The sequence below is a fragment of the Kocuria sp. LHG3120 genome (assembly GCF_049897445.1).
GTDB lineage: Bacteria > Actinomycetota > Actinomycetes > Actinomycetales > Micrococcaceae > Kocuria > Kocuria rosea.
The window spans coordinates 73,031-97,383 of sequence record NZ_JAFCWG010000010.1; the positions used below are offsets into that span (position 1 = coordinate 73,031).

Annotated in this window: 25 protein-coding genes and 1 pseudogene; 13 read left to right on the forward strand and 13 right to left on the reverse strand. The window is 65.2% G+C overall.

Features of this window, described 5'->3' with window-relative positions; all coding sequences use genetic code 11:
- Nucleotides 1–341: 341 nt before the first annotated feature.
- The 3 genes from ACP7CD_RS16985 to ACP7CD_RS16995 form a co-directional block, all read right to left on the reverse strand.
- Nucleotides 342–569 carry a hypothetical protein gene (locus ACP7CD_RS16985; RefSeq protein WP_426120715.1) on the reverse strand — a complete coding sequence of 76 codons (228 nt, stop codon included), beginning with the start codon at nucleotides 567–569 and terminating at the stop codon, nucleotides 342–344.
- A 16-nt stretch (nucleotides 570–585) separates the two neighbouring features.
- On the reverse strand, nucleotides 586–1,002 hold the full coding sequence (locus ACP7CD_RS16990; RefSeq protein WP_426120716.1) for a hypothetical protein: 417 nt from the start codon (nucleotides 1,000–1,002) through the stop codon (nucleotides 586–588).
- Nucleotides 1,003–1,429: 427 nt separating this feature from the next.
- Nucleotides 1,430–1,834, reverse strand: coding sequence for a cytidine deaminase family protein (locus ACP7CD_RS16995; protein ID WP_426120717.1), 405 nt, complete (start codon nucleotides 1,832–1,834; stop codon nucleotides 1,430–1,432).
- Between the two features lie 232 nt (nucleotides 1,835–2,066).
- Between ACP7CD_RS16995 and argS the strand changes: the two genes are divergently transcribed.
- The gene (argS, locus tag ACP7CD_RS17000) at nucleotides 2,067–3,707 is read left to right on the forward strand and encodes an arginine--tRNA ligase (RefSeq protein ID WP_426120718.1); all 1,641 of its coding nucleotides are present in this window, start codon (nucleotides 2,067–2,069) and stop codon (nucleotides 3,705–3,707) included.
- 111 nt (nucleotides 3,708–3,818) lie between these two features.
- Entirely contained in the window at nucleotides 3,819–4,307 is a 489-nt protein-coding gene (locus tag ACP7CD_RS17005; RefSeq protein ID WP_426120719.1) for a GNAT family N-acetyltransferase, read from the forward strand.
- Nucleotides 4,308–4,384: 77 nt separating this feature from the next.
- On the opposite strand, the gene ACP7CD_RS17010 is transcribed toward ACP7CD_RS17005, so the two are convergent.
- The 5 genes from ACP7CD_RS17010 to ACP7CD_RS17030 form a co-directional block, all read right to left on the reverse strand.
- Nucleotides 4,385–4,552 (reverse strand): hypothetical protein, encoded by a 168-nt coding sequence (locus ACP7CD_RS17010; protein WP_426120720.1) that lies wholly within the window; start codon nucleotides 4,550–4,552, stop codon nucleotides 4,385–4,387.
- Between the two features lie 160 nt (nucleotides 4,553–4,712).
- Nucleotides 4,713–5,753, reverse strand: a complete 1,041-nt coding sequence (trpS, locus tag ACP7CD_RS17015; protein ID WP_426120721.1) for a tryptophan--tRNA ligase — start codon at nucleotides 5,751–5,753, stop codon at nucleotides 4,713–4,715.
- A 141-nt stretch (nucleotides 5,754–5,894) separates the two neighbouring features.
- Nucleotides 5,895–7,067: a diacylglycerol/lipid kinase family protein gene (locus ACP7CD_RS17020; RefSeq protein ID WP_426120722.1), complete on the reverse strand. Its 1,173-nt coding sequence runs from the start codon at nucleotides 7,065–7,067 to the stop codon at nucleotides 5,895–5,897.
- A 41-nt stretch (nucleotides 7,068–7,108) separates the two neighbouring features.
- On the reverse strand, nucleotides 7,109–7,417 hold the full coding sequence (locus ACP7CD_RS17025) for a hypothetical protein (RefSeq protein ID WP_426120723.1): 309 nt from the start codon (nucleotides 7,415–7,417) through the stop codon (nucleotides 7,109–7,111).
- A gap of 47 nt (nucleotides 7,418–7,464) precedes the next feature.
- A complete protein-coding gene (locus ACP7CD_RS17030; RefSeq protein WP_426120724.1) occupies nucleotides 7,465–8,301 on the reverse strand; it encodes a TetR/AcrR family transcriptional regulator C-terminal domain-containing protein in 837 nt (278 codons plus the stop codon).
- Nucleotides 8,302–8,482: 181 nt separating this feature from the next.
- Here ACP7CD_RS17030 and ACP7CD_RS17035 point away from each other — a divergent pair, with 181 nt between their 5' ends.
- The 6 genes and pseudogenes from ACP7CD_RS17035 to ACP7CD_RS17060 all read left to right on the forward strand — a co-directional run.
- Nucleotides 8,483–8,779 (forward strand): hypothetical protein, encoded by a 297-nt coding sequence (locus tag ACP7CD_RS17035; RefSeq protein WP_426120725.1) that lies wholly within the window; start codon nucleotides 8,483–8,485, stop codon nucleotides 8,777–8,779.
- A gap of 106 nt (nucleotides 8,780–8,885) precedes the next feature.
- Nucleotides 8,886–9,107 carry a hypothetical protein gene (locus tag ACP7CD_RS17040; protein WP_426120726.1) on the forward strand — a complete coding sequence of 74 codons (222 nt, stop codon included), beginning with the start codon at nucleotides 8,886–8,888 and terminating at the stop codon, nucleotides 9,105–9,107.
- A 358-nt stretch (nucleotides 9,108–9,465) separates the two neighbouring features.
- Entirely contained in the window at nucleotides 9,466–10,185 is a 720-nt protein-coding gene (locus ACP7CD_RS17045; protein ID WP_426120727.1) for a GAF and ANTAR domain-containing protein, read from the forward strand.
- A gap of 9 nt (nucleotides 10,186–10,194) precedes the next feature.
- Nucleotides 10,195–10,479, forward strand: coding sequence for a hypothetical protein (locus tag ACP7CD_RS17050; RefSeq protein ID WP_426120728.1), 285 nt, complete (start codon nucleotides 10,195–10,197; stop codon nucleotides 10,477–10,479).
- 278 nt (nucleotides 10,480–10,757) lie between these two features.
- Nucleotides 10,758–10,964: a transcription antiterminator/RNA stability regulator CspE gene (gene cspE, locus ACP7CD_RS17055; RefSeq protein WP_035923571.1), complete on the forward strand. Its 207-nt coding sequence runs from the start codon at nucleotides 10,758–10,760 to the stop codon at nucleotides 10,962–10,964.
- Nucleotides 10,965–11,704: 740 nt separating this feature from the next.
- A pseudogene (locus ACP7CD_RS17060) lies at nucleotides 11,705–12,157 on the forward strand (recombinase family protein); the annotation flags it as partial.
- Nucleotides 12,158–12,166: 9 nt separating this feature from the next.
- On the opposite strand, the gene ACP7CD_RS17065 reads toward ACP7CD_RS17060, so the two are convergent.
- Nucleotides 12,167–13,225, reverse strand: a complete 1,059-nt coding sequence (locus tag ACP7CD_RS17065) for a tetratricopeptide repeat protein (protein ID WP_426120729.1) — start codon at nucleotides 13,223–13,225, stop codon at nucleotides 12,167–12,169.
- 32 nt (nucleotides 13,226–13,257) lie between these two features.
- Nucleotides 13,258–13,380: a hypothetical protein gene (locus tag ACP7CD_RS17070; RefSeq protein WP_426120730.1), complete on the reverse strand. Its 123-nt coding sequence runs from the start codon at nucleotides 13,378–13,380 to the stop codon at nucleotides 13,258–13,260.
- Nucleotides 13,381–15,478: 2,098 nt separating this feature from the next.
- On the opposite strand from ACP7CD_RS17070, the gene ACP7CD_RS17075 reads away from it, so the two are divergent.
- Complete coding sequence (locus ACP7CD_RS17075; RefSeq protein ID WP_426120731.1) at nucleotides 15,479–16,753, forward strand: sensor histidine kinase; 1,275 nt, start codon at nucleotides 15,479–15,481, stop codon at nucleotides 16,751–16,753.
- Entirely contained in the window at nucleotides 16,750–17,433 is a 684-nt protein-coding gene (locus tag ACP7CD_RS17080) for a response regulator (protein WP_426120732.1), read from the forward strand. Before ACP7CD_RS17075 ends, ACP7CD_RS17080 begins: the two co-directional genes overlap by 4 nt.
- A gap of 238 nt (nucleotides 17,434–17,671) precedes the next feature.
- Here ACP7CD_RS17080 and ACP7CD_RS17085 read toward each other — a convergent pair whose 3' ends face one another.
- The 3 genes from ACP7CD_RS17085 to ACP7CD_RS17095 all read right to left on the reverse strand — a co-directional run bounded on the left by ACP7CD_RS17085 (nucleotide 17,672) and on the right by ACP7CD_RS17095 (nucleotide 21,129).
- Complete coding sequence (locus ACP7CD_RS17085; RefSeq protein ID WP_426120733.1) at nucleotides 17,672–18,322, reverse strand: LuxR C-terminal-related transcriptional regulator; 651 nt, start codon at nucleotides 18,320–18,322, stop codon at nucleotides 17,672–17,674.
- On the reverse strand, nucleotides 18,319–20,094 hold the full coding sequence (locus tag ACP7CD_RS17090) for a sensor histidine kinase (protein ID WP_426120734.1): 1,776 nt from the start codon (nucleotides 20,092–20,094) through the stop codon (nucleotides 18,319–18,321). Before ACP7CD_RS17090 ends, ACP7CD_RS17085 begins: the two co-directional genes overlap by 4 nt.
- Nucleotides 20,095–20,760: 666 nt before the next feature.
- Nucleotides 20,761–21,129 carry a hypothetical protein gene (locus ACP7CD_RS17095; protein WP_426120735.1) on the reverse strand — a complete coding sequence of 123 codons (369 nt, stop codon included), beginning with the start codon at nucleotides 21,127–21,129 and terminating at the stop codon, nucleotides 20,761–20,763.
- A 322-nt stretch (nucleotides 21,130–21,451) separates the two neighbouring features.
- Here ACP7CD_RS17095 and ACP7CD_RS17100 point away from each other — a divergent pair, with 322 nt between their 5' ends.
- From ACP7CD_RS17100 to ACP7CD_RS17110, 3 genes are all read left to right on the forward strand, one after another.
- Complete coding sequence (locus ACP7CD_RS17100; protein ID WP_426120736.1) at nucleotides 21,452–22,033, forward strand: dihydrofolate reductase family protein; 582 nt, start codon at nucleotides 21,452–21,454, stop codon at nucleotides 22,031–22,033.
- 231 nt (nucleotides 22,034–22,264) lie between these two features.
- Nucleotides 22,265–23,125, forward strand: a complete 861-nt coding sequence (locus ACP7CD_RS17105; RefSeq protein WP_426120737.1) for a hypothetical protein — start codon at nucleotides 22,265–22,267, stop codon at nucleotides 23,123–23,125.
- Between the two features lie 262 nt (nucleotides 23,126–23,387).
- Nucleotides 23,388–24,110, forward strand: a complete 723-nt coding sequence (locus ACP7CD_RS17110) for an HNH endonuclease family protein (protein WP_426120738.1) — start codon at nucleotides 23,388–23,390, stop codon at nucleotides 24,108–24,110.
- Nucleotides 24,111–24,353: the final 243 nt, after the last annotated feature.

Below are 24,353 nucleotides of genomic sequence, written 5' to 3' on the forward strand. Positions count from 1 at the left end.
AGAAGAGTCGCCCCCCGACGACAGACCTCGCGGTCTCTGTGTCTTCTGCCGCCAGGGCGGCGGCCGTTCGACCGATGTCGAGTTGCTGAGCCCCCCGGCGGAGCACTCTGACATGGTCCACGCCCAGCGGCTCAGCCCCCCGGCTGACCACCTGTCGTGATACGTCAACAGTACCGTGCAGTAGGCAAAAGATCGATGTTCATGTTGTCCCCAGTTCCGACGGCAGTCCGGAGGAGATCCAGCGGTTGCGGGATGTCCGGTGTGGGTCATGACGGAGTGGTGGGTCCGGGTCGTGGTGCGGTGCGTTTTGGTAGGACCCCTAGAGGCGTGGGGAGTCGGGGTTACCGGTTGAGGTATCCGGCCATGACGGTGAGGATGCCCCACAGGGCTCCGCCGGCCAGCAGGGTCAACCCCAGCAGCCCCAGCGTGCCGGCGCCGATGTTGGCTCCGCCCGCACAGCAGGAGAGCCGGTTCCAGGTCACCGCGCTGATCGTGGTCACCATCCCGATCAGGGTGCGGATCAGTGGCAGGCGCAGCAGTTCCCAGGTGCCCTGAGCGGGGCCTCGCACGGGATACCGGGGCCGCTCAAGGGACCGGGAGGATGGTGCCGCCGAGTTCATCGTGCAGCTGCTGCAGGGTTGCCTCGTCGCGGGCGATGATCATCCAGTTCGGTCCGTGCAGGACCGGCAACATGTCAGGGTCGGGATTCTCGCGGAGCTCCAGGAACTCTTGCAGATCTTCTTCGGTGCTGGTCACGGCCATCCCTGGGATGTCGTAGTCGCACTCGAGGTAGGCGGTTCCGTCCTCCTCAGGGACGACACGCTGGTTCGTGCCCGGGCACTCGAGGCCTGCGGCGATGATGTCCTCACGCAGCGCCAGAGCGTCGTCGTAGGTCTTGGCCGAACCAGCGGCCACCATGGAACTCACGTCGTCGGCGGTGGGCCCGCAACCGGTCAGCACCACGGTGGCGAGGGCCAGCAGGGCGGCAGTGGTGCGGCGCATCAAGTGCTCCTGTCGTCGGGGACTCGAGCCGGGGCAAGACCGGTAGTGCGTGGGTGCTGCGTCAGTGGATGCCATGGAAGTGCGTGCCGTGAGCCTAGGTCTTTGAGGCGGCGGTGGGTGGGTTGGTCGGCGCACCGCCGCGTGTCGAGCCATTTCCAGTGTCATGGCCACCTCCGTGGGGGAAGTGGTGTCCACCCCACGCGTGACGGTGTACGAGCTCCCGTTGTGGCGGGGGGTACTGCCCCGGGTTTTCCTGACTCCTTGACCTGCCGCGATGCACAAAAGGTTGGATCATCGCACGCGCTGAAAAGTAACCATGTCCCTCAAATGTCCATCCTTGCTGGGAAAAGTGACATCAGGGGAGTTGAGGCGCCCCAAACTCCCTAAGGCCGGGCCTGTCCGGTGTTCCAGGGTGGTAGGCGACCCGTCAGTCCTTGAGCCACCTGTACGGCAGCAAGTCGCGCAAGCTCACCACGTGCTGGCCCCCGACGAGTACCTCAGTGTCGAGGTTCGCCCCCGCCAATTGCGAGATGAACTCGCGGCACCGTCCGCACGGCGCCAGCACGTGGCCATGACTGTCGACGGCAACCATTCGAACCACCTGACTCTGCCCCGCTGTCAGCATGGCGGCCGCTGCGGCATGCTCAGCACAGAACCCGACCGACGACGAGGTGTCCACGCAGACACCTACGAACACTTCTCCTGTCGCCGTCTCCAGCGCGGCACCGACCGTCCCACAGGTCGCTGTTTCGGAGAGCCGACGCGCGACGGTGACAGCCCGCGCCCGGGCGATCAAACCTTTGAAGTCATCAGGGATCGCCGCCAGGTCCATGGCGCCAGCCTACTGAACACGGGACTCGCCCACTGCTAATAGAGCCCGCACCAGATATGAGATCAGGGACTGCTGAAGCTTCGGCTGACTACTCCGCCCACCGCGTTACGGTGAGGGTTCCCGCCGGAGGTGGCGTCGGTGTCCGCGAAGCGGTGCATGGCGCCGTCGCGCACCGGTAGCGACCATGTCAGGGAGATCAGGGCGCTCGAGACCGCGGCGTTATGCTTCACGGGTGACTCCAGAGGAATTATCCGCCGCCATTTCTGCTTGTTTGCAGGCCGCCGTCGAGGCCGGTGACTTCAGCGTCGAACTCCCCGCGGAGGTGCGTGTGGAGCGACCGAGGAACCGGGAGCACGGTGACTGGGCCACGAACATTGCCCTGCAGTTGGGCCAGAAGGCGGGGATGAATCCGCGCGAGTTCGCCCGGATCCTCAGCGATCGGCTGGCCGGCATCGACGGCGTCAAGAGCGTCGACGTGGCCGGCCCGGGTTTCCTCAACATCACCCTGGACGCCGGCGCGGCGGGCGAGCTCGCCCGCACCATCGTCGAGGCAGGGTCCGCCTACGGCACGAACGACGCCCTGGCGGGTCACACCATCAACATGGAGTTCGTCTCGGCGAATCCCACCGGGCCCTTGCATCTGGCCCACACCCGCTGGGCCGCACTGGGCGACTCCATCGCGCGTGTCCTGCGCGCCAGCGGTGCGGCGGTGACGGCGGAGTACTACATCAATGATGCCGGAACGCAGATGAACACCTTCGCCGCCTCCGTCCTGGCGACCATCAAGGGCCGACCGATCCCGGAAGGTGGTTATCCGGGGGAGTACATCGCCGATCTTGGCCGCCAGGCTCTGACTGCCCGGCCGGAGGTGGCGGAGATGGATGATGATGAGGCGCTGCCGATCGTCCGGGAACTGGCCTATCGGGCGCAGATGGCCGACATCGAGGAGACCTTGGCCGAGTTCGGGGTGCACTTCGACGTGTTCTTCTCCGAGTCGGCCCTGCACGAGGGCGGAGCGGTGGGGCAGGCGGTGGACCGCCTGCGGGAGCAGGGACACGTCTTCGACCTCGATGGTGCCGTCTGGCTGCGCACCACCGACTTCGGCGACGACAAGGACCGTGTCCTCATTCGGGCCAACGGTGAGCCCACGTACTTCGCCGCCGATGCTGCGTACTACCTGTCGAAGAAGGACCGCGGGTTCGACGAGAAGATCTATCTGCTCGGCGCCGACCACCACGGCTACATCGGCCGGCTGCAGGCCATTGCCGCCTGCGCCGGGGACGACATGGAGCACAACATCCAGGTGCTCATCGGCCAGATGGTGTCCGTGAACGGAGCCCGGCTGTCGAAGCGGGCCGGGAACATCATCGAGCTGCGGGACCTGTTGCAGTGGCTCGGCAAGGATGCGCTGCGGTACTCGCTGGGTCGATCCTCGGCGGACTCGGCGATGTCCATCGATCCGCAGCTGCTGCAGAAGAACACCAACGAGAACCCGGTGTTCTACGTCCAGTACGCCCATGCCAGGACCCACGCCGTGGCCCGCAACGCGGAGTCGGCCGGCGTGGACACCGGCAGCTTCGACGCGGGGTCGCTGGACCATCCCACCGAGAGTGACCTGCTGGCCGCGCTCGGGCAGTTCCCCGGGGTGGTCGCCCAGTCGGCGACCTTCCGGGAACCACACCGCGTCGCCCGCCACCTCGAGGTCATCGCCGGCACTTACCACCGTTGGTATGACGCCTGCCGCATCGCTCCCCAGGGCGACGCACTGATCCAGGACGTGCACCGCTCGCGCCTGTGGCTGAACAACGCCACCCAGCAGGTCCTGGCCAACGGCCTTGACCTCCTCGGCGTTTCCGCGCCCACGAGGATGTAACCAAGTACGTAGCAATCTGTCCTGTGGCTGTTCAGGAGAGGTTCGTCTTCGAACCTGCGGCCTGGTCAGCGGCAGCGCCGGTCGCCGGTGGGGCGTCCCTAGCATTGGGGCATGCGCCTGCGAGAGACCAGCTCAGCCGATTTGGACGTCTTCCTGAGTTGGGTGCCCTCCGAGGCCGACATGGTGCTCTGGTCCGGGCGGACCTTCAGATGGCCTCTGGATCGGGGGCAGCTGGAGACTTATCTGCAGCATGATCAGCGCCGGTATTGGACCGGGGTGGATCCCGCCTCCGGGGCTCCAGTCGGTCACGCCTCGTTGCTCGTCGATGTCGACGCACACATGATGCGGCTCGGGTGCATCCTCCTCGACCCGGACGCTCGAGGGCGCGGTCTGGGGCGGGAACTGATTGGCACAGCGGTGCGCACGGGCTTCGAGGTCACGGGGCTGCCGGTCATGAAGCTCGGTGTCTACGCGCACAATGTCTCCGCCCGGCGCGTGTACGAGAGCCTGGGGTTCCAGGAGACTGGGCGGGTGCGCAGCACCGAGGTGGGCGGCCAACCCTGGCACGCCCTGGAGATGCAGCGGCGACGCCCCAGCTGACCCCGCCCATGGGCGCCGATCCTTTCCCCCGGTGCCCGGAGCCGTCGCGGGAATGCGGCGTCGCGATGGGGCTTCGTCTATGGCCGCAAACTGCCGGTGCGGTCGCCGTGCTTGTGCACGTAGTCCTTGATGCCGGCGGTGACGCCCTTGCGCACCACCCAATACAGCAGCCACAAGGTGATGGCGACCATGAGCAACCAGATGAACAATCCGAGGAACGCTCCGAAGCCGGCGACGTCCATCATGAGGAACCTCCTGGGGTAGGTCTTTCCACGCTATAGAGAATTGCCGTGTTCCTCTCCACCCAGCCCGTGCTGTGCGTGTCGGCCGCTCCTCCCGTGTTCCGCACATCGTGCGCCGGCTTCACATCCCGGCCCGGTGGCAGGACTGGATGGACAGGGAAGGTCAGTAGATGGTGCCCATGGCCTCGCGGACTTCGGTAAGGGTGGCCTCGGCGATCTCATGGGCCCGTGCATTGCCGCGGCCCAGGACGTCGCGCACCAGGTGCGGGTCCCGGGCCAGTTCCTGACGGCGTCGCCGGTGGCCGGTGAGGAAGTCGTTGACGGCCTCGGTAGTGAGCTGCTTCAGGCGCCCGGCCCCGGCGTCGCCGATCTCCTCGGCGACCTGTGCCGGGGTGGTGCCCCGGCACAGGGCCGCGGTGGACAGCAGCGCGGAGACCCCGGGGCGGGTTGCCGGGTCGAAGGTGATCCGACGCTCGGCGTCGGTGACGGTACGCCGGATCACCGCCGCGGTCTCCTCGGCGGTCATCGACAGGGCGATGGTGTTGCCGTAGCTCTTGGACATCTTCCGCCCGTCCAGCCCCGGTACTTCCGGGGCGGCGGTGAGCAGGGCCTCGGGCACGGGAAAGACCGTCCCGTAGCGGTCGTTGAAGCGCCGGGCGATGACCCGGGTGATTTCCACGTGGGGCAGATTGTCCTTGCCCACGGGCACGAGATTGCCCTTGCAGAAAAGGATGTCAGCGGCCTGGTGCACCGGATAGGTCAGCAGCAGCCCGCTCAACGCCCGGCCGGAGGCGGCGGCCTCGGCCTTGACCGTGGGATTGCGGTGCAGCTCGGCCTCGGTGACCAGACTCAGGAAGGGCAGCAGCAGCTGGTTCAGCGCCGGAATCGCCGAGTGGGTGAAGATCGTGGTGCGCTCCGGGTCCAGCCCGGCGGCCAGGTAGTCCAGCACCGCACTGTGCACGTTCTCCTGCACGCGGGCGGTGGTGTCCCGGTCGGTGATGACCTGGTAATCGGCCAGCACCAAGAATGTCTCCACCCCGGCCTGCTGCAGCCGGAGGCGTTCGACGATGCTGCCGAAGTAGTGGCCCAGGTGCAGAGCCCCGGTGGGGCGTTCCCCGGTGAGCACCCGGAAGTTCTCCGGGGCCTGGTCGATGGTGCGGGTCAGTTCGGCTGAGCGCTGCTCGGCGACGGCGAACGAGTCCATGTGCGTGCTCCTGTCAGACAAGGAGCTGCACGCAAGGCCGTGACGGTGGGGCACGGGCTGCTGTGCAGCCCGTGGTCGTGCTTCAACCGGCTGCTATCGCAGCCACCACCACGCCAGACGGTTGAAGATCATGCCCATACTCTACGCACACGGCGCACCAACCACCGTGGGGAGCAAGGGCAGGTGGCTCACCGCCACCACTCGCTTTACATATGGCGCGCTACCGGCCAATCGTCCCGAGGGCGATGTTGCAGTAGGGGTCCCTTTTCGGCGGGTGCGTAGGACTGGATTGTTGCGTCCGTGTCGCTGGCGACTGGGCTCGGAGACTTGGTTCTCGAGCCGGCCGGGGCACCGGAGCAGTGGTTGGCTGCCGCTCAGCCGATCACGGTGAGGGCCGAGGGAGGGGGCGGACTCGACGCGCACCGTGGTGTTCGCCGGGACGGAGCGGACCTCCCCGTCGAGCTGGTAGGGCATCGGCTTCAGGGCGGTGAACTCGTAGCGGGCCACACTGGGCTGATCGCCCAGCCCGGTGGTGGCCGCGCGGGCGGCCTTGAGCAGGATTCGCCACTTGGCGGTGTGCGGGAAGAGGATGACCTCGAAGCGCCCGTCGGCCGGGCGGTCCTCGGCTTCGCTGAGGATGGCGTGCTTGGCCATCTGAGGGATGTTGGCGAAGACGAGGCTGTCGATCTTGGCCCGGGTGCCGTCGGTGTGTTCGATGCGGAAGGGCCGGAACTGGGCGAAGGTCCGCACCACCGAGACCATCTCCTTGAAGGCCCCTTTGTTGCCCTTCTCCATGTCGATCGCCACCACGGGGGTCAGCCCGAAACCGATGTAGGAGTGGGCGTAGAGGGCTTGCGCGCCCGGGTGGTTCCCGGTGGACAGGTGCAGCAGATCCATCTCTCGCACGTGGCCTTCGGCGACGGCTTCGGCCAAGGGCTGGCGGGCGGTGGTGCGGTGGTGGTCGTTGGCGTTGCCGGCCGGGAGCACCGCGCACACGACGTCGGTGGTTCCGGCGGACATGACGCCGTTGACGACCTCGTTGTAGCCCCCGTCCCCGCTGACCGAAACCACCAGGGCGTTCGGGGTGCCGGCCGCCTCCTTCGCCAGGTCCACGGCGTGCCCGGCGTGCTCCGTGGGTAGCATCCGGATCTCCGGGCGGTAGGGCAAATCTTCCTGCAGCTGGTCGCGCAGCTTCGCGGCCAGTTCGGGGGCGTCCCCGGTGCTGTGTGGATTGAAGATCACGCAGATGGCGTCGAACCGGCGGACGGTGGGACCCGTGGTGTCGGTGGGGTCTGCGGCGGGGATGGTGTTCATGGTGTGCCTGTCGGTGAGGGTTCGAGCGGGGTCATGTGGTCTCATGCGGTGTCGCGGGCGTCCAGCTCAGCGGCCAGCTCGAAGCCCCGGTCCATGGTGACCGGATGGGGCCCGGCGGGGTCGGTGAGGTAGTCGTGGTCGAGCTGGCGGGTGATCCTCGAGTGCAGCACCTGCAGCTCCGCCATGCCCAGCCCGGTGAGATCTTCCGGGAAGTCCTCCTGAGGGCCCAGGCGGCTGCCCGGTGTCCGCAGGGGCGCCTGGGTCATGCTCGGCGCGGGCAGTGCGGCACCGGGCACGGGCTGAGCTCGGAAATCATTGTTGCCGGTCTGCTCTGAGGCGATGGTGGTCATGAGAACTCCTGGATGCAACGGGTCGAGCAGGTCAGGGATCAAGGGGGTCAAGCATCAGTAGGTGAGGCCTCGAGCTGGTCGGGGTCTGTCCGGCCATCTGCAAGAGCCCCGACGGTGCGCTGGGATGCCGCGGTCGGGGTGCTCGGTGTGGACGGTGCGGGGTGGAGCTGGGCGGCCAGTCCGCCCAGCAGGATGGTGATGCCCTGGTCGAGTTCGTCGGCCCCGTCGTAGTCGGCCAGCAACGACGCCATGGCGCGCAGCCGGGGGAAGGAGCGGGCGGGCAGGCGGTGCAGGCCCAGGCGCAGCAGGTCCTCGTTCTCCTCCGCGTCCACGACGATCTCCTGGAGCTCGTTGAGGATGTGCCCGTAGAGGTACCCGTAGTAGGCCCGGTAGACGTGCAGGGCATCACAGGGGGCGAAGCCGGCGTCGATGAGCAGGGCCAGGATGTTCTCCAGTGGGCGCAGGGTGCCCAGGGGGCGCAGTCCCAGCGGGGTGGACAGCGGCCGGGTCACCAGCAGTGGCACCACGTGCGGATGGGCCAGGGCCAGGCGGCGGAAGTCGTGGGCGGTGGCGCGGAGCTGCTCCTGCCAGTGACCCCCGTCGGTGGGGATGACCAGCTGGTCCAGCACCACCTCGGTGATCCCGTCCAGCAGGTCCGCCCGGTTCTTCGCATACCGGTACAAGCCCATCGGATCCCGGCCCAGCTCGGCACCCAGCCGGCGCATGCTCAGCGCCTCCAGGCCCTCGGCGTCCACCAGGGCCAGGGCCGCGGTGAGCACGACCTCCCGGCTCAGCCGCGGCCGCCGAGCCTTGGCCTGGGGGGTCGGTGCGGGGTCCTCGACGGTGTCGGTGTCAGGTCCAGGGCTCGTGGTGGGGGGAGGCATGGCGATCGGGGTCCTTTAATAAGTGGGCTTTGCGTTAATCGAAGTCTACACGTACAGTCTACGGCGTAGGCAAGGCGTCGAGCACACGGCGCCCCCACGCCTTCCACTGACTGCGCCGACGGCGATCTGCTGTCCGGCGCCCTGCCGAATCCGGCCCCCCTTACTTCTTCAGGAGAATCCCTTGACGAACACTGCTTCCCACACCGCCACCACCACCGCTGCTCACACCGCTGACGGCACCGTGCGCCGGGCCACCGAGACCAAGGCCGCGACCAAGACCACCGAGTTCATCGCCTACCTCGGCGTGCTGGCGGCCATCGTCATCACCGCCACCCTGGTCGGTGACGGCGGGGTCGAGGACGGCGCCGATCTGTTCGACGCCCGTCAGGCCATGGAGTACATCACCTACCTGACCATCGGTTACCTGGTGTCCCGCGGGCTGGCCAAGTCCGGCAGCCGCGAGAACTACTCCGCCTGAGCACCCCTTCCGGTCTGCGGGGATCCGAGCCCAGTTCCGGGGCTCGGATCCCCGCAGGCCGCGCAGCATGTTGAATTTCTCCGCACGCATTCGAACAGGAAGCATCATGACCACCACTGATCCATGGCTCCACGACCTCACCCGGGTGCGCCCCGGGGACCCGATCGAGGTATGGGATGAGCACCACCTGCGCCATGCCGGCACCGTGAGCCAGGTGGCAGCCCACCTGGGTGTGCTGTGGGTGCGCGAGGCCACCAGTGGGCTCCCCAAGCTGGTCGCCACCGAGGGGCACCGCCTGCGCCACGCCTCGGCCGCCCACGCCGTCTGAAGCGGTCGCAGACCCCCCCGGTCACCGGTGCTTCCGCGTCAGAGGAAGCCTCCGGGTGGGGTGAGGCACCAGCACGATTCGTGAGACCCGCCTCGCCCCCGGCCACCTCGTGCCGAGGCGGGCAGCACCGTCTCTGAAGGCCACCCACCTCTCCGGGTTCCCGACCCGGGGCAGCCACCGCACCAGAAGCGGCGCCGGCTCCGGGACCATTCACTGGCTGCCCGGCCCCGTTCGGCCCGGCCTATTTCTGAGAGAAGGGGCACCCATCGTGCGAGAAACCACCGGCCATCGAGGCCGCCACGACAGTCCACGATGCGCAGTGGACTCGACCCGCCCCGTCGGACCGAGAGGGATCCCCATGCAACCCGAATCCTCCGCGACGGAGCTGACCACGGTCTTCGCCCGCATCCAGAACCTGATGCTCTCCCAGGAGCACGCTGCGGCCGCGGTGCACCAGCTGGCCCAAGTCGCCCGGGCGCTTATCCCCGTAGCCGCCGGCGCCGGGGTCTCACTGCTCGACGCCCAGGGCACCAGGACCAGCGCGGGGGCCACCGACCGTCTCGTGGAGACCGCCGACGCCCTCCAGTACGACCTCGGGAACGGCCCGTGCCTGAGCGCCTGGGCCACCGCGACCCCCCAGCGCGTCAACGACACCACCGACGACGACCGGTGGCCGCAGTGGTCGACGGCTGCCGCTGCCTCGGGGATCCTGTCGATGATCAGTGTCCCGATGGTGTTCCAGGAGCGGTGCCTGGGGGCCATGAAGGTCTACGCCACCGTCGGTGATGCCTTCACCGGTTACGAGGAGCAGCAGCTGGGCCTGCTGGCCGCAGCCGCGGCCACCCTGCTGGGCGCAGCCCAGACCGCGGACGCCCCGCAACGGCTCAGTGCCGCGTTGCAGGCCGGCCTGGAGGATCGGCAGGCGGTCGACCGGGCCACCGGGATGCTGATGGAACAACGTGCCACCGACCCCGATGACGCCCATTGCGTGCTGCTCACGGCCTCGCGAGCCCAGGGCCGCCCTATGGCCGAGGTCGCCCGCCAGATCCTGGAGCGCCGCCCGGATCCGGAAGGGTGAGGGGCACCCGTGGATGACGACGGTCTCGGGGCAGAACAAGCCCGCCTGCTGCTCGAGGTCATCGGCCGCGCCGGCATCAAGGGAAAACAGCTGTGGTTCCACTACTTCACCCTCGGCGGCCACGCCGGGGAGATCGAGGTCGAGGCCTACCTGCACGACTGCCTGGGCCTGCCCGCCTTCCAGCGTGACCTGCTGGCCCACGCCGCCAACGAGCTCATCGACCGGCGACCTCCGCTGCGGGCCCCCTACACCTCCGAGCTGCTCCGCCGCGAGGGCTCCGACGCCGAGGATTGACCACCCCTCTGCAGGTCTTGCACCCCGCGGCCCGGAAACGGTGTCGGGTAGACCGTGGACAGCGGCACCGAGGCCTCAGGTGTCGCCTGTCACTGCACCTTCGGGCCGGTCCGCGTACAGTGGAGTCCAGTTGTTGAAGTTTCGTTCTTGCAGTTCAAGCAGTGCGCCCGGACATCGGGCGCAGCAGTTTTTCTGAGAAGACGTTTTGGCAGGCATCGCAACGCCCGAGCACCCCGATCGTCGGGGACGCTCCGTTTCTTCAGAAAGACAGGTTCCCCATGACTACTGGCACCGTGAAGTGGTTCAACGCCGACAAGGGCTTCGGCTTCATCACCCCCGAGGACGGCTCCAAGGACGTGTTCGCGCACTTCTCCGCGATCAACTCCGGCGGGTTCCGCTCCCTCGAGGAGAACCAGCGCGTCGAGTTCGAGACCCAGGACGGCCCCAAGGGCCCCCAGGCCGCGAACATCACCGTGCTTGCGTGATTACGCCCTGATCTCCTCGTGAGATCACCGGCGCCGGGCCGTCCAGCCTGACGTCACCCCAGGAATCGCCACCCGGCCCCGGCCCGGTGGCGATTCCTCTTTCCGGCCCCGGACCTCTGGCGGCCACCACTTGCGCCCTTCCCGGCATCCGGAGCCGAGCGGCGACTGCCCCGACCTGTGTTCGCGATCACACACCTTTGTGGCCGGTTGTGAACGCGCGGACCCCGGGTGGTCTTGACCCAGGACGGTGCATCGGCAATTGTTGCTTCTGACAAGGGGATTTTCGATGACCCCTTGATCTCTGGGACAGGCCGCGAACTCCACGGATCCGGGGGGATCCGACACTCCTTGGGGGATGCGGTCTGAGGCAGGGAACAGCGGGGCGGGACTGGCCGGGGGGCCATCCCGCCCCTTTCCTGTCTCGACGACCACCGTCCATTCCAGGAAGCCAGGACGAAGGGCGGTGTCGCCGCGGACCGCAGATGCCTGCGCAGGGACCGGAACGCCAACGCCCCTGGAGCCCTGTCGGGCGTCGATGACCGCCGTGCCGGCACCGCAGCTCGGTCCAAGACACAAAACCCGAGCACACCCAAGACCTGACGGGAGTTCCCTGCTGCGGCCGCCCTAGCCATGGTGGCCGCCGTCTTCGGCTGGATGGAGCAGCGGAAGAAGAACGCTCGAGGAGCTGAGGGCTCCAAAGACTCATAGCGACCGGGGCTGCTTTACATATGGCCGGTTAGCGGTCGGCGTCCGAGCAGGCGATCACCGTATCGGGGGAAGGCGAGACCCTGCTGAGCGCCGCACCGGATCGTCTGGGTCGGTCCACGCAGAACACGCTGTCCTTCGCAGAGGCGCTGCGCGACAGAGGTGTCGGGCTGCGGGTGCTGAAGCTTGGTGGGGGAGGCGTGGATACCGTCTCCCCGATGGGCTCGATGGTGTTCACTGTCATGGCAGCTTTGGCGCAGATGGAGCTGAAGATCAAGCGGGAGCGGATCACCGACTCGGTGGCCAAGCGGAGGGCCGCCGGCAAGGACCTCGGCGGGCGCAGGCAGACCTTCACCGACTCCCAGGTCTGCAACGCCGTCCGGCTGATCGATTCCGGGGAACTGGCCACCCAGGTCGCCCGGGACCTCGGCTTGTCCCGGGCGATGCTCTACCGGCGGATCTGTGAGCTGCCCATGCCGGTTAGCTGAGAAGCCGTTTCAATAGTTTGGGGTGGCGGCGATGAGGTGGTTTCTGTTGGCGGCGCAGACCTGAGCATTCGGGTGGTCCTCGCCCACTGTGGCGTGGAAAACGGCGAGAGCCCGGTCGTAGTGCTCGAGTGCTTCGGCTGGGCGTTGCTGTTGCTCGAGTAGGGCCGCGATGTTGTGGTGCAGCGCGGCGATCTCGGGGTGGTCTAAGTTCAGGACGGCCTCTTTGAGCCGCAGGGCCTGGACGTAGGCGCTGTGGGCAGCCGACAGGTGGCCCCGTTGCCGGTGGATGTCGGCGAGGTTGTGGACCACGACGGCGATCTCGTAGTGCTCAGAGCCGTGCAGTGACTCCCAGAGGCGCTGGGCGTCGTGTAGTGCGGCCTCGGCGTCGTCCAGACGGCCTTGGCCGGCCAGGACAGCCCCAAGCACGGACGTGTCGGCGGCCACCCCAACCGCGTCAGAAGATGCGGATCGCACCCGTAGCGTCAGGGCGGTGCGGATGGCCGATTCAGCTTCCGTGTAGCGGCCCTGGATGTGGGCGAGGCCGGCGAGATTGTGGTACACCCCGGCCAGGGCGGCATCCTCGGCTCCCAGCTCAGCGGTGAGCATCTGCAGGGCCTCCTGGTAGTGCTCGGCGGCCTCTTTGTAGCGGCCGGTGTCCTTGGCGAGGATGCCCAAACAGTTGTGCACTGCAGCGCGCGAGGTCAAATTTAGGTGATGGGTCTCGGCCATTTCCAGAGCTAGGTGCAACGTGCACTTAGCCTCGTCGTAGTCGGCGGCCAGTCGCCGAGTTTCGCCCAGGCGGGTGCGGGCCTCTACCAGCCATCGGGCGCGCATCGGGCACTCCGGTGCCCGATCGAGCAGGCGCACGGCGCGCTCGAGCCAATGGGTCGCCTCTGAGTGGGCGGTGCGTTCTGTAGCAATCCCTGCGAGGGTAAACGCTGTCTCAACTTGAGGCACGACCCGCCCCAGGCTGGAGCCGATCGGGAACAACCCCCAGGCGTACTCCGCCAGGGCCTGGGCGCCGTCTCGGTCACCGTGCGCCCACGCGGCCAGGGCCAGACGGTGCACCCGCCTGGCCCTGAGCCAGTGAAAGCAGCTGATCATCGCCCGGTAAGGGGTTCGCAGTGGTTCATCCGTACCCCGGCAAGTGCGGGGCCAGCAGTGGCGATGGTCAACCCGAAGGTGGCAGCGAGGCCGAGAATCAGGCGCTTGGTGGTGTTCATGGTGATCTCCTGAATGAGGGTGCGGGCCGGGATTACCGACCGGTCAGCGGTTCGCAGTGATTGAACAAGATGCCTGCGGAGGCCGGGCCCGCAGTGACAACAGCAACGCCCAAAGCACTAGCGAGGGCGAGGACCCGACGCTTGGTGGTGTTCATAGTGATCTCCTGGATGAGGGGGCGGGGCGGTATTACCGACCGCTGAGCGGTTCGCAGTGGTTCAGCCGGGTCCCGGCGACAGCGGGGCCCGCGGTAGTGATAGCCAGCCCGAAGGTGGCTGCGAGGGCGAGAAGTAGGTGCCTGATGGTGTTCATGGTGATCTCCTGGATATGAGGCAGGGTGGGGTCTCTGGACCGTGAGGGGTTTAGGGCGGTTCACGGTGAGGCCGGCGGTGACCGGGCCGCCGTGACGACGGTGAATCCGAGGCCCGCGGCAAGGGCGAGAATCAGGTGCTTAGTGGTGTTCATAACTGGTCCTAAACGCCGGTGGCACGATGTGCGCCGGTGGCCGTGCGTCGGTGTGCGGGCCGGTGTGTCAGTGGCAGCAGCGGCCAAAATCTAGGAACTTCGATTTCGCGTGGCACTCGGTGGGCCGACTGTGGCAAGCATCTTGGCGCCGTTTACGGCAGTCACGGGTGACTTACAGGGTGGATAGGACGAGTGCAGCATCGGCTGCGTCATTGCGTTTTTGCTTCACGGTGATTTCAGATTAAGGAGTTGCCGTCACTTGAGACCGCACCAACTGCAGATCCACAGCGTCGCCTTCATGCAAACCATGGCATCGAACCCAACGTCGCGCGCACAATGCGATTTCATCGCCGTGCTGTAGGGTCTCCGAATACGCAGCAGGGTATCGTGCGGGATGATTATCCTCTTCACAAAAGCAAATGACGGCTACGGGGTTGGCGGCCAGCCCCACTACTCCCCGGATCGCGGCAATAGTGCGGCCTCGGAAAGTATCCCCTGGAGCAAGATCCCAGATCCGAGCGATCGGCAATGTGTCAACTGAGGAATTCATGGCACGAATCTTTCGGCTAAGTAGAAAAGCGGGGTGAGGGGCGTCAGGGTCGCACGCCCCTCACCGCACTCAGTTGGGGTGAATGGATTTGTACGGGCTAGTCACCGTGATTTCCTTCGGAGGAAGGTCGCCATCTCCCACCACCATGAACTTGACGACGTGATAGGGCTCTTCACGCGGACCGGCGTCCGTGTCGACTAGGCGGTAGGTGCTCCACGCATCCTTTTTTCCGGCCGTGGGGAACTTCAGCGGTGTACCTTTGCCAGATGCCGTACTTTCGTCAGGGGGGGACCAATTCCTCTGAGTATCGTCGTCATTCCCCCACCCGTCGTCAGCTTCCATCAACTTTTGCTGAAGGTGTACCGTTCTGCCACCCTTCTTGCAATCGACGTGAATGCCATAGTGCACAAGTGTCTTGCCCGAAGCGGATACACCTACGGCCCTCGGTCGTTCAGCGGTGACGGTACAGCTGTCATAGGTTGCCGACTGAGCCGCCTGCGCAGGGGCCCCTGCCAGGGCGATTCCTCCCGTAGCAAGTGAGAGCGAGGCTGCTGCCAGAGCTACCGTCCGCAGCGGACGGCGGGATCCTGACTGTGTTGCGGTGCTGGAGCGGTGTGCATATGACATGGCGAATCTCCTGAGCTAAGAGGTGATGCTGGTTCCAACCATCCCGGAATGCGTTGTCCTGAATCGGACCCCGGGTGGCATCTATAGATTCGCTCGGAAAGCACGCCCTTCACATCAGCCAAAAACGTGCTCTTTGGTCTACCTCCAACTCGTTCCGAACTCCTAAGTAGCAAATGATCTACGGTGTCCGCGGATACCGCTCAAGCGGTAGACGGCGGCACTTCATCTACCCTCGCCGGGGGATGACAGGCGGCAACGCGAGCCGGGACAATTCCGTCATGGGTGCCCCGGCCCACCACTGGCTCCTTAGCCGGCGTCGAGTGAAGGGGTGACGGCATCTCAGGTTCAAGCACCCCAATCTGTCGCTCCACATGGACTGCTTGCTATAGCTATCAAAGGCAATGGATGCCTACCAGGGAATGGCGTCGCCGAGCTCTGTTGGAAGGAAGTGCGCTGGGATGTCGAAGTGGAATTTGGCGGGCTGGCCAGGTGGATCGCTCTGGTGGCGAGGGTTGGGAGAAGTGCTTCTTATTGGCTTCGCGGGCTACCTGGATCTAGAGGCCTTATTTGTTGATGGATTTTTCTTTGATTCCATCGAAAATTGGGGAAACTGGCATTCACTGCCTATATCGATGATGCCGATTGTGCCGTCAATAATATATCCTACGCTTTTCTTACGCTGGCGCTACCCGCGAACAGTATTTCTGATATTCATATCAGTCCAAATTTTGACATTTGTTTTATGGGGGGCGACTGTCGCTGACCTCGCCTTATTGATTGCCTTGTATCCGTTGGCTCGTCGTGGTTCGGCGGGAATTGCAAATGTGGCGTTCATCATTTATATAATTCCCATGGTCACAATTCGCTACATTAAGGTGGTTTATATCCGTTTCGAGAACATGGAGGTCACCAGTAGTGTGGATGACATTCGACTCTTTGTGTCGATTGTCATGTCTGAAATCTTCACTGCATTTTTTGTCTGGAGCTTTGGGCGTCTCCTTTACTTGAACGAGCGGCGTGCGGAACGGGAGCGGAAGGAGCAGACGGAGGCAGCGCTACGGGCTGAGCGGTTAAACTTGGCGCGAGAATTGCATGACATCGTCTCCCATTCGGTCAGTGCAATGATTTTCCAAGCGGCCGGCGCGCGAACTGTCGCTTCGAGTGCTGACAAACAGGTGCAAGGCGCCTTGGAAGCCATCGAGACCACCGGGGTTCAGGCCATGGGAGAGCTGCATCGGTTGCTCGGGCTGTTGCGCAATGCCAGCTTGGAAGAGAGGAGCCATGGGGTTACCCATCCGCCCACACTGCAAGACCTGGACTCTTTGGTGAGTTCGGCCCGAGCGTCCGGGGTAGACGTCGAAGTGGTCGTGGACGGACACCCTGCGGAGTTGGATCGCAGCGTTGGCTTGGCCGCGTATCGGGTGGTCCAGGAGGCTTTGACGAATACCATCAAATACGCGGGACGCGGAGCGTTCTCCCGGATCAACCTTCGATGGGATCAGGAGAATCTCACACTCACGATTCGGGACCGATCCGGCCTCCAGAAGCGCGAGGCGACGGGTCTTTCCTCGGGCCATGGATTGATTGGGCTGAAAGAGCGGGTGAATCTAGTGGGCGGAACATTGGAAACTGGACCCACTTCGGATGGCTTTCTTATCCGGGCCCAGCTACCAGTCCGGCCCTCAGCCCCGCTCCCGGTATCCTCCGTAGTTTCAGACAAGGACAAGACATGAGCATCCGGATCCTCGTCGCCGACGACCAGCCACTCATTCGCGCTGGCATCGCCATGATGCTGCGCGCCGAACCAGACTTCGAAGTTCTTGCCGAAGCCTCGGACGGGCAACAGGCTCTCGAGCTGGCTCGCGCCCATAGACCCGATTTGGTGCTTATGGACGCCCGCATGCCCAACGTGGACGGGATCACCGCCACTCGTCAGATCACCACCGACAGCGCAGACCCCGACCACCTCACCAAGGTCTTGGTGCTGACCACCTTCAACGACGACGAAGTCGTCTACGGAGCACTTCGAGCCGGAGCCAGCGGCTTCCTGCTCAAACATGCCGCGCCCAAGGACCTAATTACCGCCGTACACACGATTGCTGGCGGAGGATCGTGGATCGATCCCGCCGTCGCTGGCAAGGTCATCGCCGCACTGGCCGCATTGCCTACGCCCGGACATGGGGCCTCGCACTTGCTCGAGCGGCTCACAGCTCGCGAACGCGAGGTCCTCGCGCTGCTCGCCCAGGGGTTGTCCAGCGCAGAGATCAAGGACCGTCTCGTACTCAGCGAAGCAACCGTCAAAACGCACATCTCCAGGGTTCTACTCAAAACCGGCTCTCGTGACCGGGCTCAAGCCGTCGTCCTTGCTTACCACAGCGGACTTGTCACACCTCCAGCAGTCAAAGATACGTAAAAAATACCCTCGGACGAACACCTCCCAAAATTCCAGGAAAACATTGTCCACGTTATTATGCTATATAGAGCTACGATGGAAAATATTCCACATTCTATAAATCTCATAAAGCATCTGTCGGGATAGGAAAATTAAGTTTACATAAGGCCCCGTTACGGGTCATCTGGGCTGCCACAGTAACTGCGCAGATAGCCCTCCTCCCCCCCGAGGGGAGCTGGAAGATAGATGGATATGGCCCTCAGGGCTGGTGCTTGAGGAAGGCTCGGGTGGCTAGGACACGGGAGTTGTCGTCCTGGGAGGGCTGGATGTCGAGGTTCCGTAGGACCGCGGCGACATGCACCTCCACGGTCCGTACGGAGATGTGCAGTTGGCGCGCGATAGCGAGATTGGATCTGCCTTCGGCGATGAGCGCGAGGACCTCGCGTTCTCGGGGGGTGAGTCGGTCAACGACGGTGTGTGAGCGCATGAGCGACGCAACGACGGTGGGGTCCAGAGCGATTCCTCCACCGGCTACTTCCTCGATGGCCTCGATGAGGCGGTCCACGGAGCTGACGCGGTCCTTGAGGAGGTAACCGACGCCTGAGGGGATGACGGCAATGAGTTCTCGCGCCCACGCAGCCTCAGCGTATGTCGAAAGCATGAGGACGCCGAGATCGGGATGACGTGCACGCAGCGTTATCGCAGCCCGGATGCCTTCGTCGGTGTAGGTAGGCGGCATCCGGATGTCGAGGATGGCGACGTCCACGGGGTGCACTTCCATCTGCTCCTGCAGGGTTTGCACGTCACCTACGGATGCGACGACGTGGATCTCAGCTGCAGTCAGCAGGGCGCCCAGCCCCTCGCGAAAGATGCCGGAGTCGTCGGCAAGGGCTACCCGTAGACCGCTCATGGCGCACCCAGGGCGGTGGAGGTGTGCACGGGGGAGCGGATCTCTATCATCGTTGGTCCTCCTTCAGGGCTGGTGATCATCGTTCTCCCACCGACCGCGGCCAGGCGATCCCTCAGCCCAGCAAGGCCACCCCCTGGGACAGGACGTGCCCCGCCGGCTCCTCGATCGACGACGGTGATGGTCACCTCTTGCCCGTCGCAGGCGGCCGTGATGGTCACGGGTCTGCTCCCGTACTTGATGGCGTTAGCCAATGCCTCGGCGGCGGCGAAGTAGCACGTCGCTCGGACGGTCTCGTCCAGACACGCAAAAGAAGGCTCCGGTGATCTGAGGACGAGTTCGCAGTCATCCCACCGGTCGACCATGACGCGCAGTCCTCCGGGGAGGCCTCCGTGCCCGAGTGCTACGGGGTGAATGCCGCGGGCCAATCGGCGCAGCTCGGCCAGAGCTTCTGTGAGTTGGTTTTGGGCTTGGTCGATGACGTCGGCGCTCTCGATGGGATTGGACGCGAGCTGTGCTCGGGACAAGGTCGTCGAGACGGCGAGGAGGTGTTGCTGGACCCCGTCGTGCAGGGCGCGCTCGAGTTCTATGCGTTGCGTGACGCTGTCGGTGACAATCCGCTTGCGCGATTCGGCCAGTTCCTTGGCGTAAGCGTCGCGCTCCACGGCAAGATGAGCGGCCTCGAGAACCAGCTGGGTGGCCGACAGGGCGATCCTGGTCTGGATAGGGTCTTCGAGCACGACGTCATCGAGATCCGCTAAAGCGCTGGGCTGGCCCTGGTCATTGGGAAGGATTTTCCGTAGCCGTCCGGGCGTGGGGGCGGGGCTCGCCTGGGCGCCGTGAGCGTCCAGCCATATCCCGGCGATGTCGTAGTACAGCCGCGCGGTCGGGTCACCGAGCACGGAGCGCAGCGCCGCTTCGACCCTCGGGGCGTCTCCGGCCGTGGCGACCATGGCTTCGACCACCCTCGGGCGTTGGGCGAAAGACCAATAGACTGATCCGACGGTTAGCAGCACGACCACGATCGCCAGTACGGTATGTCCGGTTTCGATCCAGGCCCGGCCTTCCCAGTTGATCCGGTTGGTGTCGACTAGGACGCGGGCGATCTCCCGGCTCCCCACACCGACGGCGAGAAGGATGCCTGCCGCAGCAACGAGTCGCGACCTCGGCGCCAGGGGCCCCTTGGCCGACCGCCACCGCTGCCACATGACACGGATAGTCCAGATTCCTACGACGATGGAGCCTGCGCTTCCGATCAGCGCAACGATGTTCGCCCCGGACTCGAAGTCCACAAGGCGCACCCAAAGGGTGGAGTTGGGCACTTCGGCATGAGCGGGGTTCCATTGAGCCGCTGAGACGAGCCAAGGAACGGTGGCCCACAGCCAGGTGGCGCGCAGGAGCGCTGAGGCCGATCGACCACGAGGGCCGGGGGCTGGGTAACTGAGCAGCACTCGCAAGAACAGTGGCGCCACCAACCACTGGGTGACATAACCCAGCTGGAACCAGTAGCCGATAGAGGCGATCGGCTCGGACAGCAGGTAACCCGTCGCGCTGGCCACACCAGCGAGAACGAGGTGCGTGGCATTGCGCCGGTGTTCGGGCACGCGCAGGAGGGTGAACCCGGTGGCATAGACCACCAGTTGAAACACCACGTTCGGCGCGACCCACCAACCATCCACCGCGGCCGTATAGGGCACCGGAGCGACTCCGACGAGAGCAGCCGCCACCAGTAGCCATAGGCCCCATCCACGCGTCATGCCGTTCTTGGCGATCACGCTCTCTATTGTGCCGAATGTGCCGGCGGCACACCTACGTGCTGACACTGATTCGATTTACGTGAAGACGCGAATGTGCGACGCTCAGCGGCCTCCTAACCTTGATGCATACCCAGTAAAAGGCCACGTCAACCAGAATGCTGCAAGGCATTAACCGAGGAAAAAGGTCAAGGCCATGCTGGAGGTGGACGCAGTTATCGTCGACGAGAGGCGGTTTTAGTATTTGGGTTGCTTAATCTGATTCTTACCAAGTTTTAAGCTGACGCGTAAATCTCAGCATTTCGTATGCCAAAAGTAAATAAAAAGGAATGATTGACATGTCCGTTGGATCAAGTCGTGACAACATCAAAGTAAAAAGGATCTTTACCCACCCCGTAAATGCTCCGGGGTGTCATTCTGGCAAAAACGCCGTTGCCTCTTTGTGTGAACTAAACGCCAGAGGTGAACCACATATGGGAAACGCTGGGATGAAGGTGTATAATGTTGTTCCTGGAAATGGGGTTGTAATCGTTAGAGGCGAGGTCGACTGGGACGAACCACTGACTATCCGCATCTCTGTTATATATCAGTAAATACCCGTAGGTCTTTATGCCTTGGCCTTTCAGTGTGTGATGTCTCAGGACATCGGCAAAGCCCGAACCCACGGATGTGGGTTCGGGCCTTTTGTCATGCTCGGGGTTGGTAGTCGCGGCTGGGGTCGATGGTGAGTTCGCGCAGCAGCTCCCCTGTGGTGGAGTTGACCACGCGCACCTGGTGGTCCTGGATCAGCAGGAAGACGTGGGTTCCTGCATGGGTTCGGCCGATGCCGATGTGACGCAGGGCCCCGGCCACGCGCAGAATGACGGTGCAGCCGATCCGGTCGTGGCGCACACGGTCGTGGGTGTCGGGATCGTAGCTGGGCCCGGGCAGGGCTTTATGCATGGCGTGGTAGAGCGCGCCCGGGGTGGCCCCGTGCGGCAGGGATCGGTGGGGCCGGTGCTGGTTGTACTCGGTGCGGAACCGGTCCAGGAAGCCCTGCATGGCGGGCAGGCTCACCGGTTGCTCGCGTTGGCGGCGCAACTGAATCCGAAATTGGTGCTTGGGTTCCCGTCCTGAACGAGGCCGGCGACGACATGTCGAACAGTGCTCTTGCCGAACGGCTGGCGCGCTTGCGCGTTGGCGGCTGGATACCCTCCGCTTTACATATGGCCCGGCTACCGGCCATTGTCCACGGGAACGACTTTGCAGTTGGGGTCTCTGCGCGAACATCCCGGCCATGTGCTGGACAGCTGGCCGCCGCAGGCCGATTGATTCCGTACTAGAGCGACAGCTGGCGGCACGCTAGTTTGGGGCCAACCCCCGAAGCGGAGGAGGGCCCGTGGGCACGGTGGTCATGTACAGCTCGGTGTCGGTGGACGGCTTCATCGCCGACGAGAACGACCAGCCCGGAGCGCTGTTCGACTGGTTGCTCAGCGGGGACGTGCCGTTGGACGAGAGCGGGGCGTTGACAGTGTCGCAAGAGTCCTACGACTACACCAGGCCGTACTGGGACCAGATCGGGGCAACCGTCGTCGGCCGCCACGTCTTCGACATGACGGACGGTTGGGACGGGAAGCCTCCGAGCGGGGTCGACCACGTGGTGGTCGTGACGCACCGGCCGGCGCCTGCGGGGTGGGACCCCGAGGCGCCGTTCCACTTCGTCGATGGCGTCGAGGCGGCCGTGGCCAAGGCGCAGGAGCTCGCCGGTGAGCGCCTCGTCGAGGTCGCCGCTGGCGACGTCGGGGGCCAGGTGTTTGCCGCGGGTCTGGTCGACGAGGTGCGCATGGACGTCGTACCCGTCGTCTTCGGTTCCGGCAAGCGCTACTTCGGGTCGGTCCGCGCACAGCACCTGTTGGAGGATCCCGACGTGGTGATTCAGGGCAACCGGGTGCTTCACCTGCGCTATCGGGTGCGCCGCTGATCGATCCGACCGGGCCCGTGACGAGGCCCACTGCCAACGGTGACACAAGATCGGGCCTCGGGACTGATGCGCAGACAGATGGTGTCTGACTGTGTCTCCGCTCCCGATTTACACATGAGCCGATAGCGATCATCAAGCCAGCTCTGATGACACCGGCTGATTCAACAGTCCCGCTCGGGGAGGTGCTGGTGATGCGTAAGGTGAAGGCCAGTGACCCGAAAGGACGCCCCCATGCATCTTGCCCCGAGCAGGTTCACTGATCCGGTCTCCCCGGTGTTCGGCGCGAGCTCGGCTGCCCTCTTCGGCGCACTGAGTCTGATCGACCCGTCGCGGTTGAGCCCGGCACGTCGACGGGTCTACCGGGCGGGCGTGGCTGCGACTACGGCGTGGTGGGCGGGCGTCACCACCGACCGGACCGCCCTGGTGCCGGCCAATGTGGTGGCCGGTGCAGCCGCCGGATCCGCGGTGCTCGCTCTCTCCGATGCTTCCGAGAACTTGGATGCCCGGATCGTGGGCCGGCTGGAGAGGGCCGGGGTGCGTCATCCGCGGCGGTGGCTGGCCGCGGCCTCGGTGGTCAGTGTGCTGGTGGGCTACGCCGTTGACCGTGCCGGGGCCCGGGCTGAGGCGCAGGCCCTGGAGGTGGGGGAGGACCTGGTGCGCACCCGTGCGCTCACCCCGGCGGTGCGCGAGGCGGTCCACGGGATCCTGCAGGCCACCGACACCGCCGATGCCCGGGTGCTGCTGGGGCAGTTGGCGGTCGCGCAGGAGTCCTTTATTGACGACGGCGTCGAGGGGTTCTCCGCCACCGTGGAGTTCCAGGTGCCCGAGGAAGTGGTGCGCGTGGTGCCTCATCAGCAGGCCTACCCCGTGCGGGCCCGGTGCCAGGCACCGGATGGCACGCAGCTGCAGATCAGCCTCCAGCTGATGGAGGGCAAGCTGTCCCACCTGACCATCGACGTCGCCGACGAAGCCCAACATGAGGATGAGAGCGCGATCGACGTTGTCGAGGAGCTCCTTGACCAGTGGCCCGACCTGGCCGATCTCCGGTACGTGCGCGAGGGCCCGGACGGTCACCTGATTCCGGTGACCTGATCGACACCACGTTCCTGCCTGCTGCAGCGGTTGCTCGAGGGTTGTCCCGCGCAGGGGGTACAGGCCGCGACTGCATGCCCGTGACGTGGCGGATCCGCAGGCGTCGGCGGCGACCGGAAGCCGCCTGCACTGGGCAAGTAGCGTCGCTCTCACCTGCGCAGACGCCGAGTCAGCGTCACATCGGTGCTATTTGCTCTCGTGATGCCAGCATGAGGGGGCGCCGATCCAGGCGCCCCGATCCCTTTGATACTGGAGGCTCCTCATGCCTTTCGCGCCGCTCTCACGCACCCGCACCACCTCGTCCTCACCCACGGCGGGCACCACCCGCCCGGGGTGGCGTGCCGCGGCCGCCTCCACCGTGGTGGCGGGTCTGCTCTTCACCGGTGGGGTGGCGCCGGCGCACGCCGCGACCACTTACAGTGCCCCGCTGCGCACCGCGGTGAAGTCCCTGCCGGTCGCCGCGGAGAACAACGCCGGCTACAACCGGGACAAGCAGTTCGGCGATTGGAAAGACACCAATAAGGACTGCCAGAACACCCGGGCCGAGGTGCTGCAGAACGAATCCAAGGTGAAGACGAGTTTCACCACCACCAAGCGATGCACCGTCAAGGGCGGCAAGTGGGTCACCACCTGGGACGGGCGCACCCACACCTCGGCCACCACCGTGCAGATCGACCACACCGTGCCGGTCCACGAGGCCTGGGGCTCCGGGGCCAGGGGCTGGAGCCAGACCAAGCGGGTGGCGTTCTACAACGACCTCGGCGACCACCGCACGCTCAGCGCCCAGACCTCCAAGCTGAACTCCACCAAGCAGGCCCGCGGCCCGGAAGAGTGGATGCCGCCGAAGCACCGCTGCGCCTATGTGGGGGAGTGGGTGGCGGTGAAGATCCGCTGGGGACTGAAGGTCGACAGCAGGGAAAAGGCCGCGCTGACCCGGATCGCCGCGGCCTGCCCCAACGTGACCATCAAGGTCGCCAAGGCCTGACCGGGCCCACTGAGTGCAACCGGGCCGGACACCGCAACGGTGTCCGGCCCGCTCATCGCTGCCCCGACGGGGAACCACTCACCATCGACATGACCCTTCACCGTGAGAGCGATAGTCCCTCATCCACATTCGACGAAGCGACAAGTGCGTCAGTCGGAGGCCAGCGGCGGGCCGGTGAACACCCATTGCTTTACATGTGTCCGGTTAGCGGCTGGCCGCGAGGAACACTTTCCGAATGGTCCC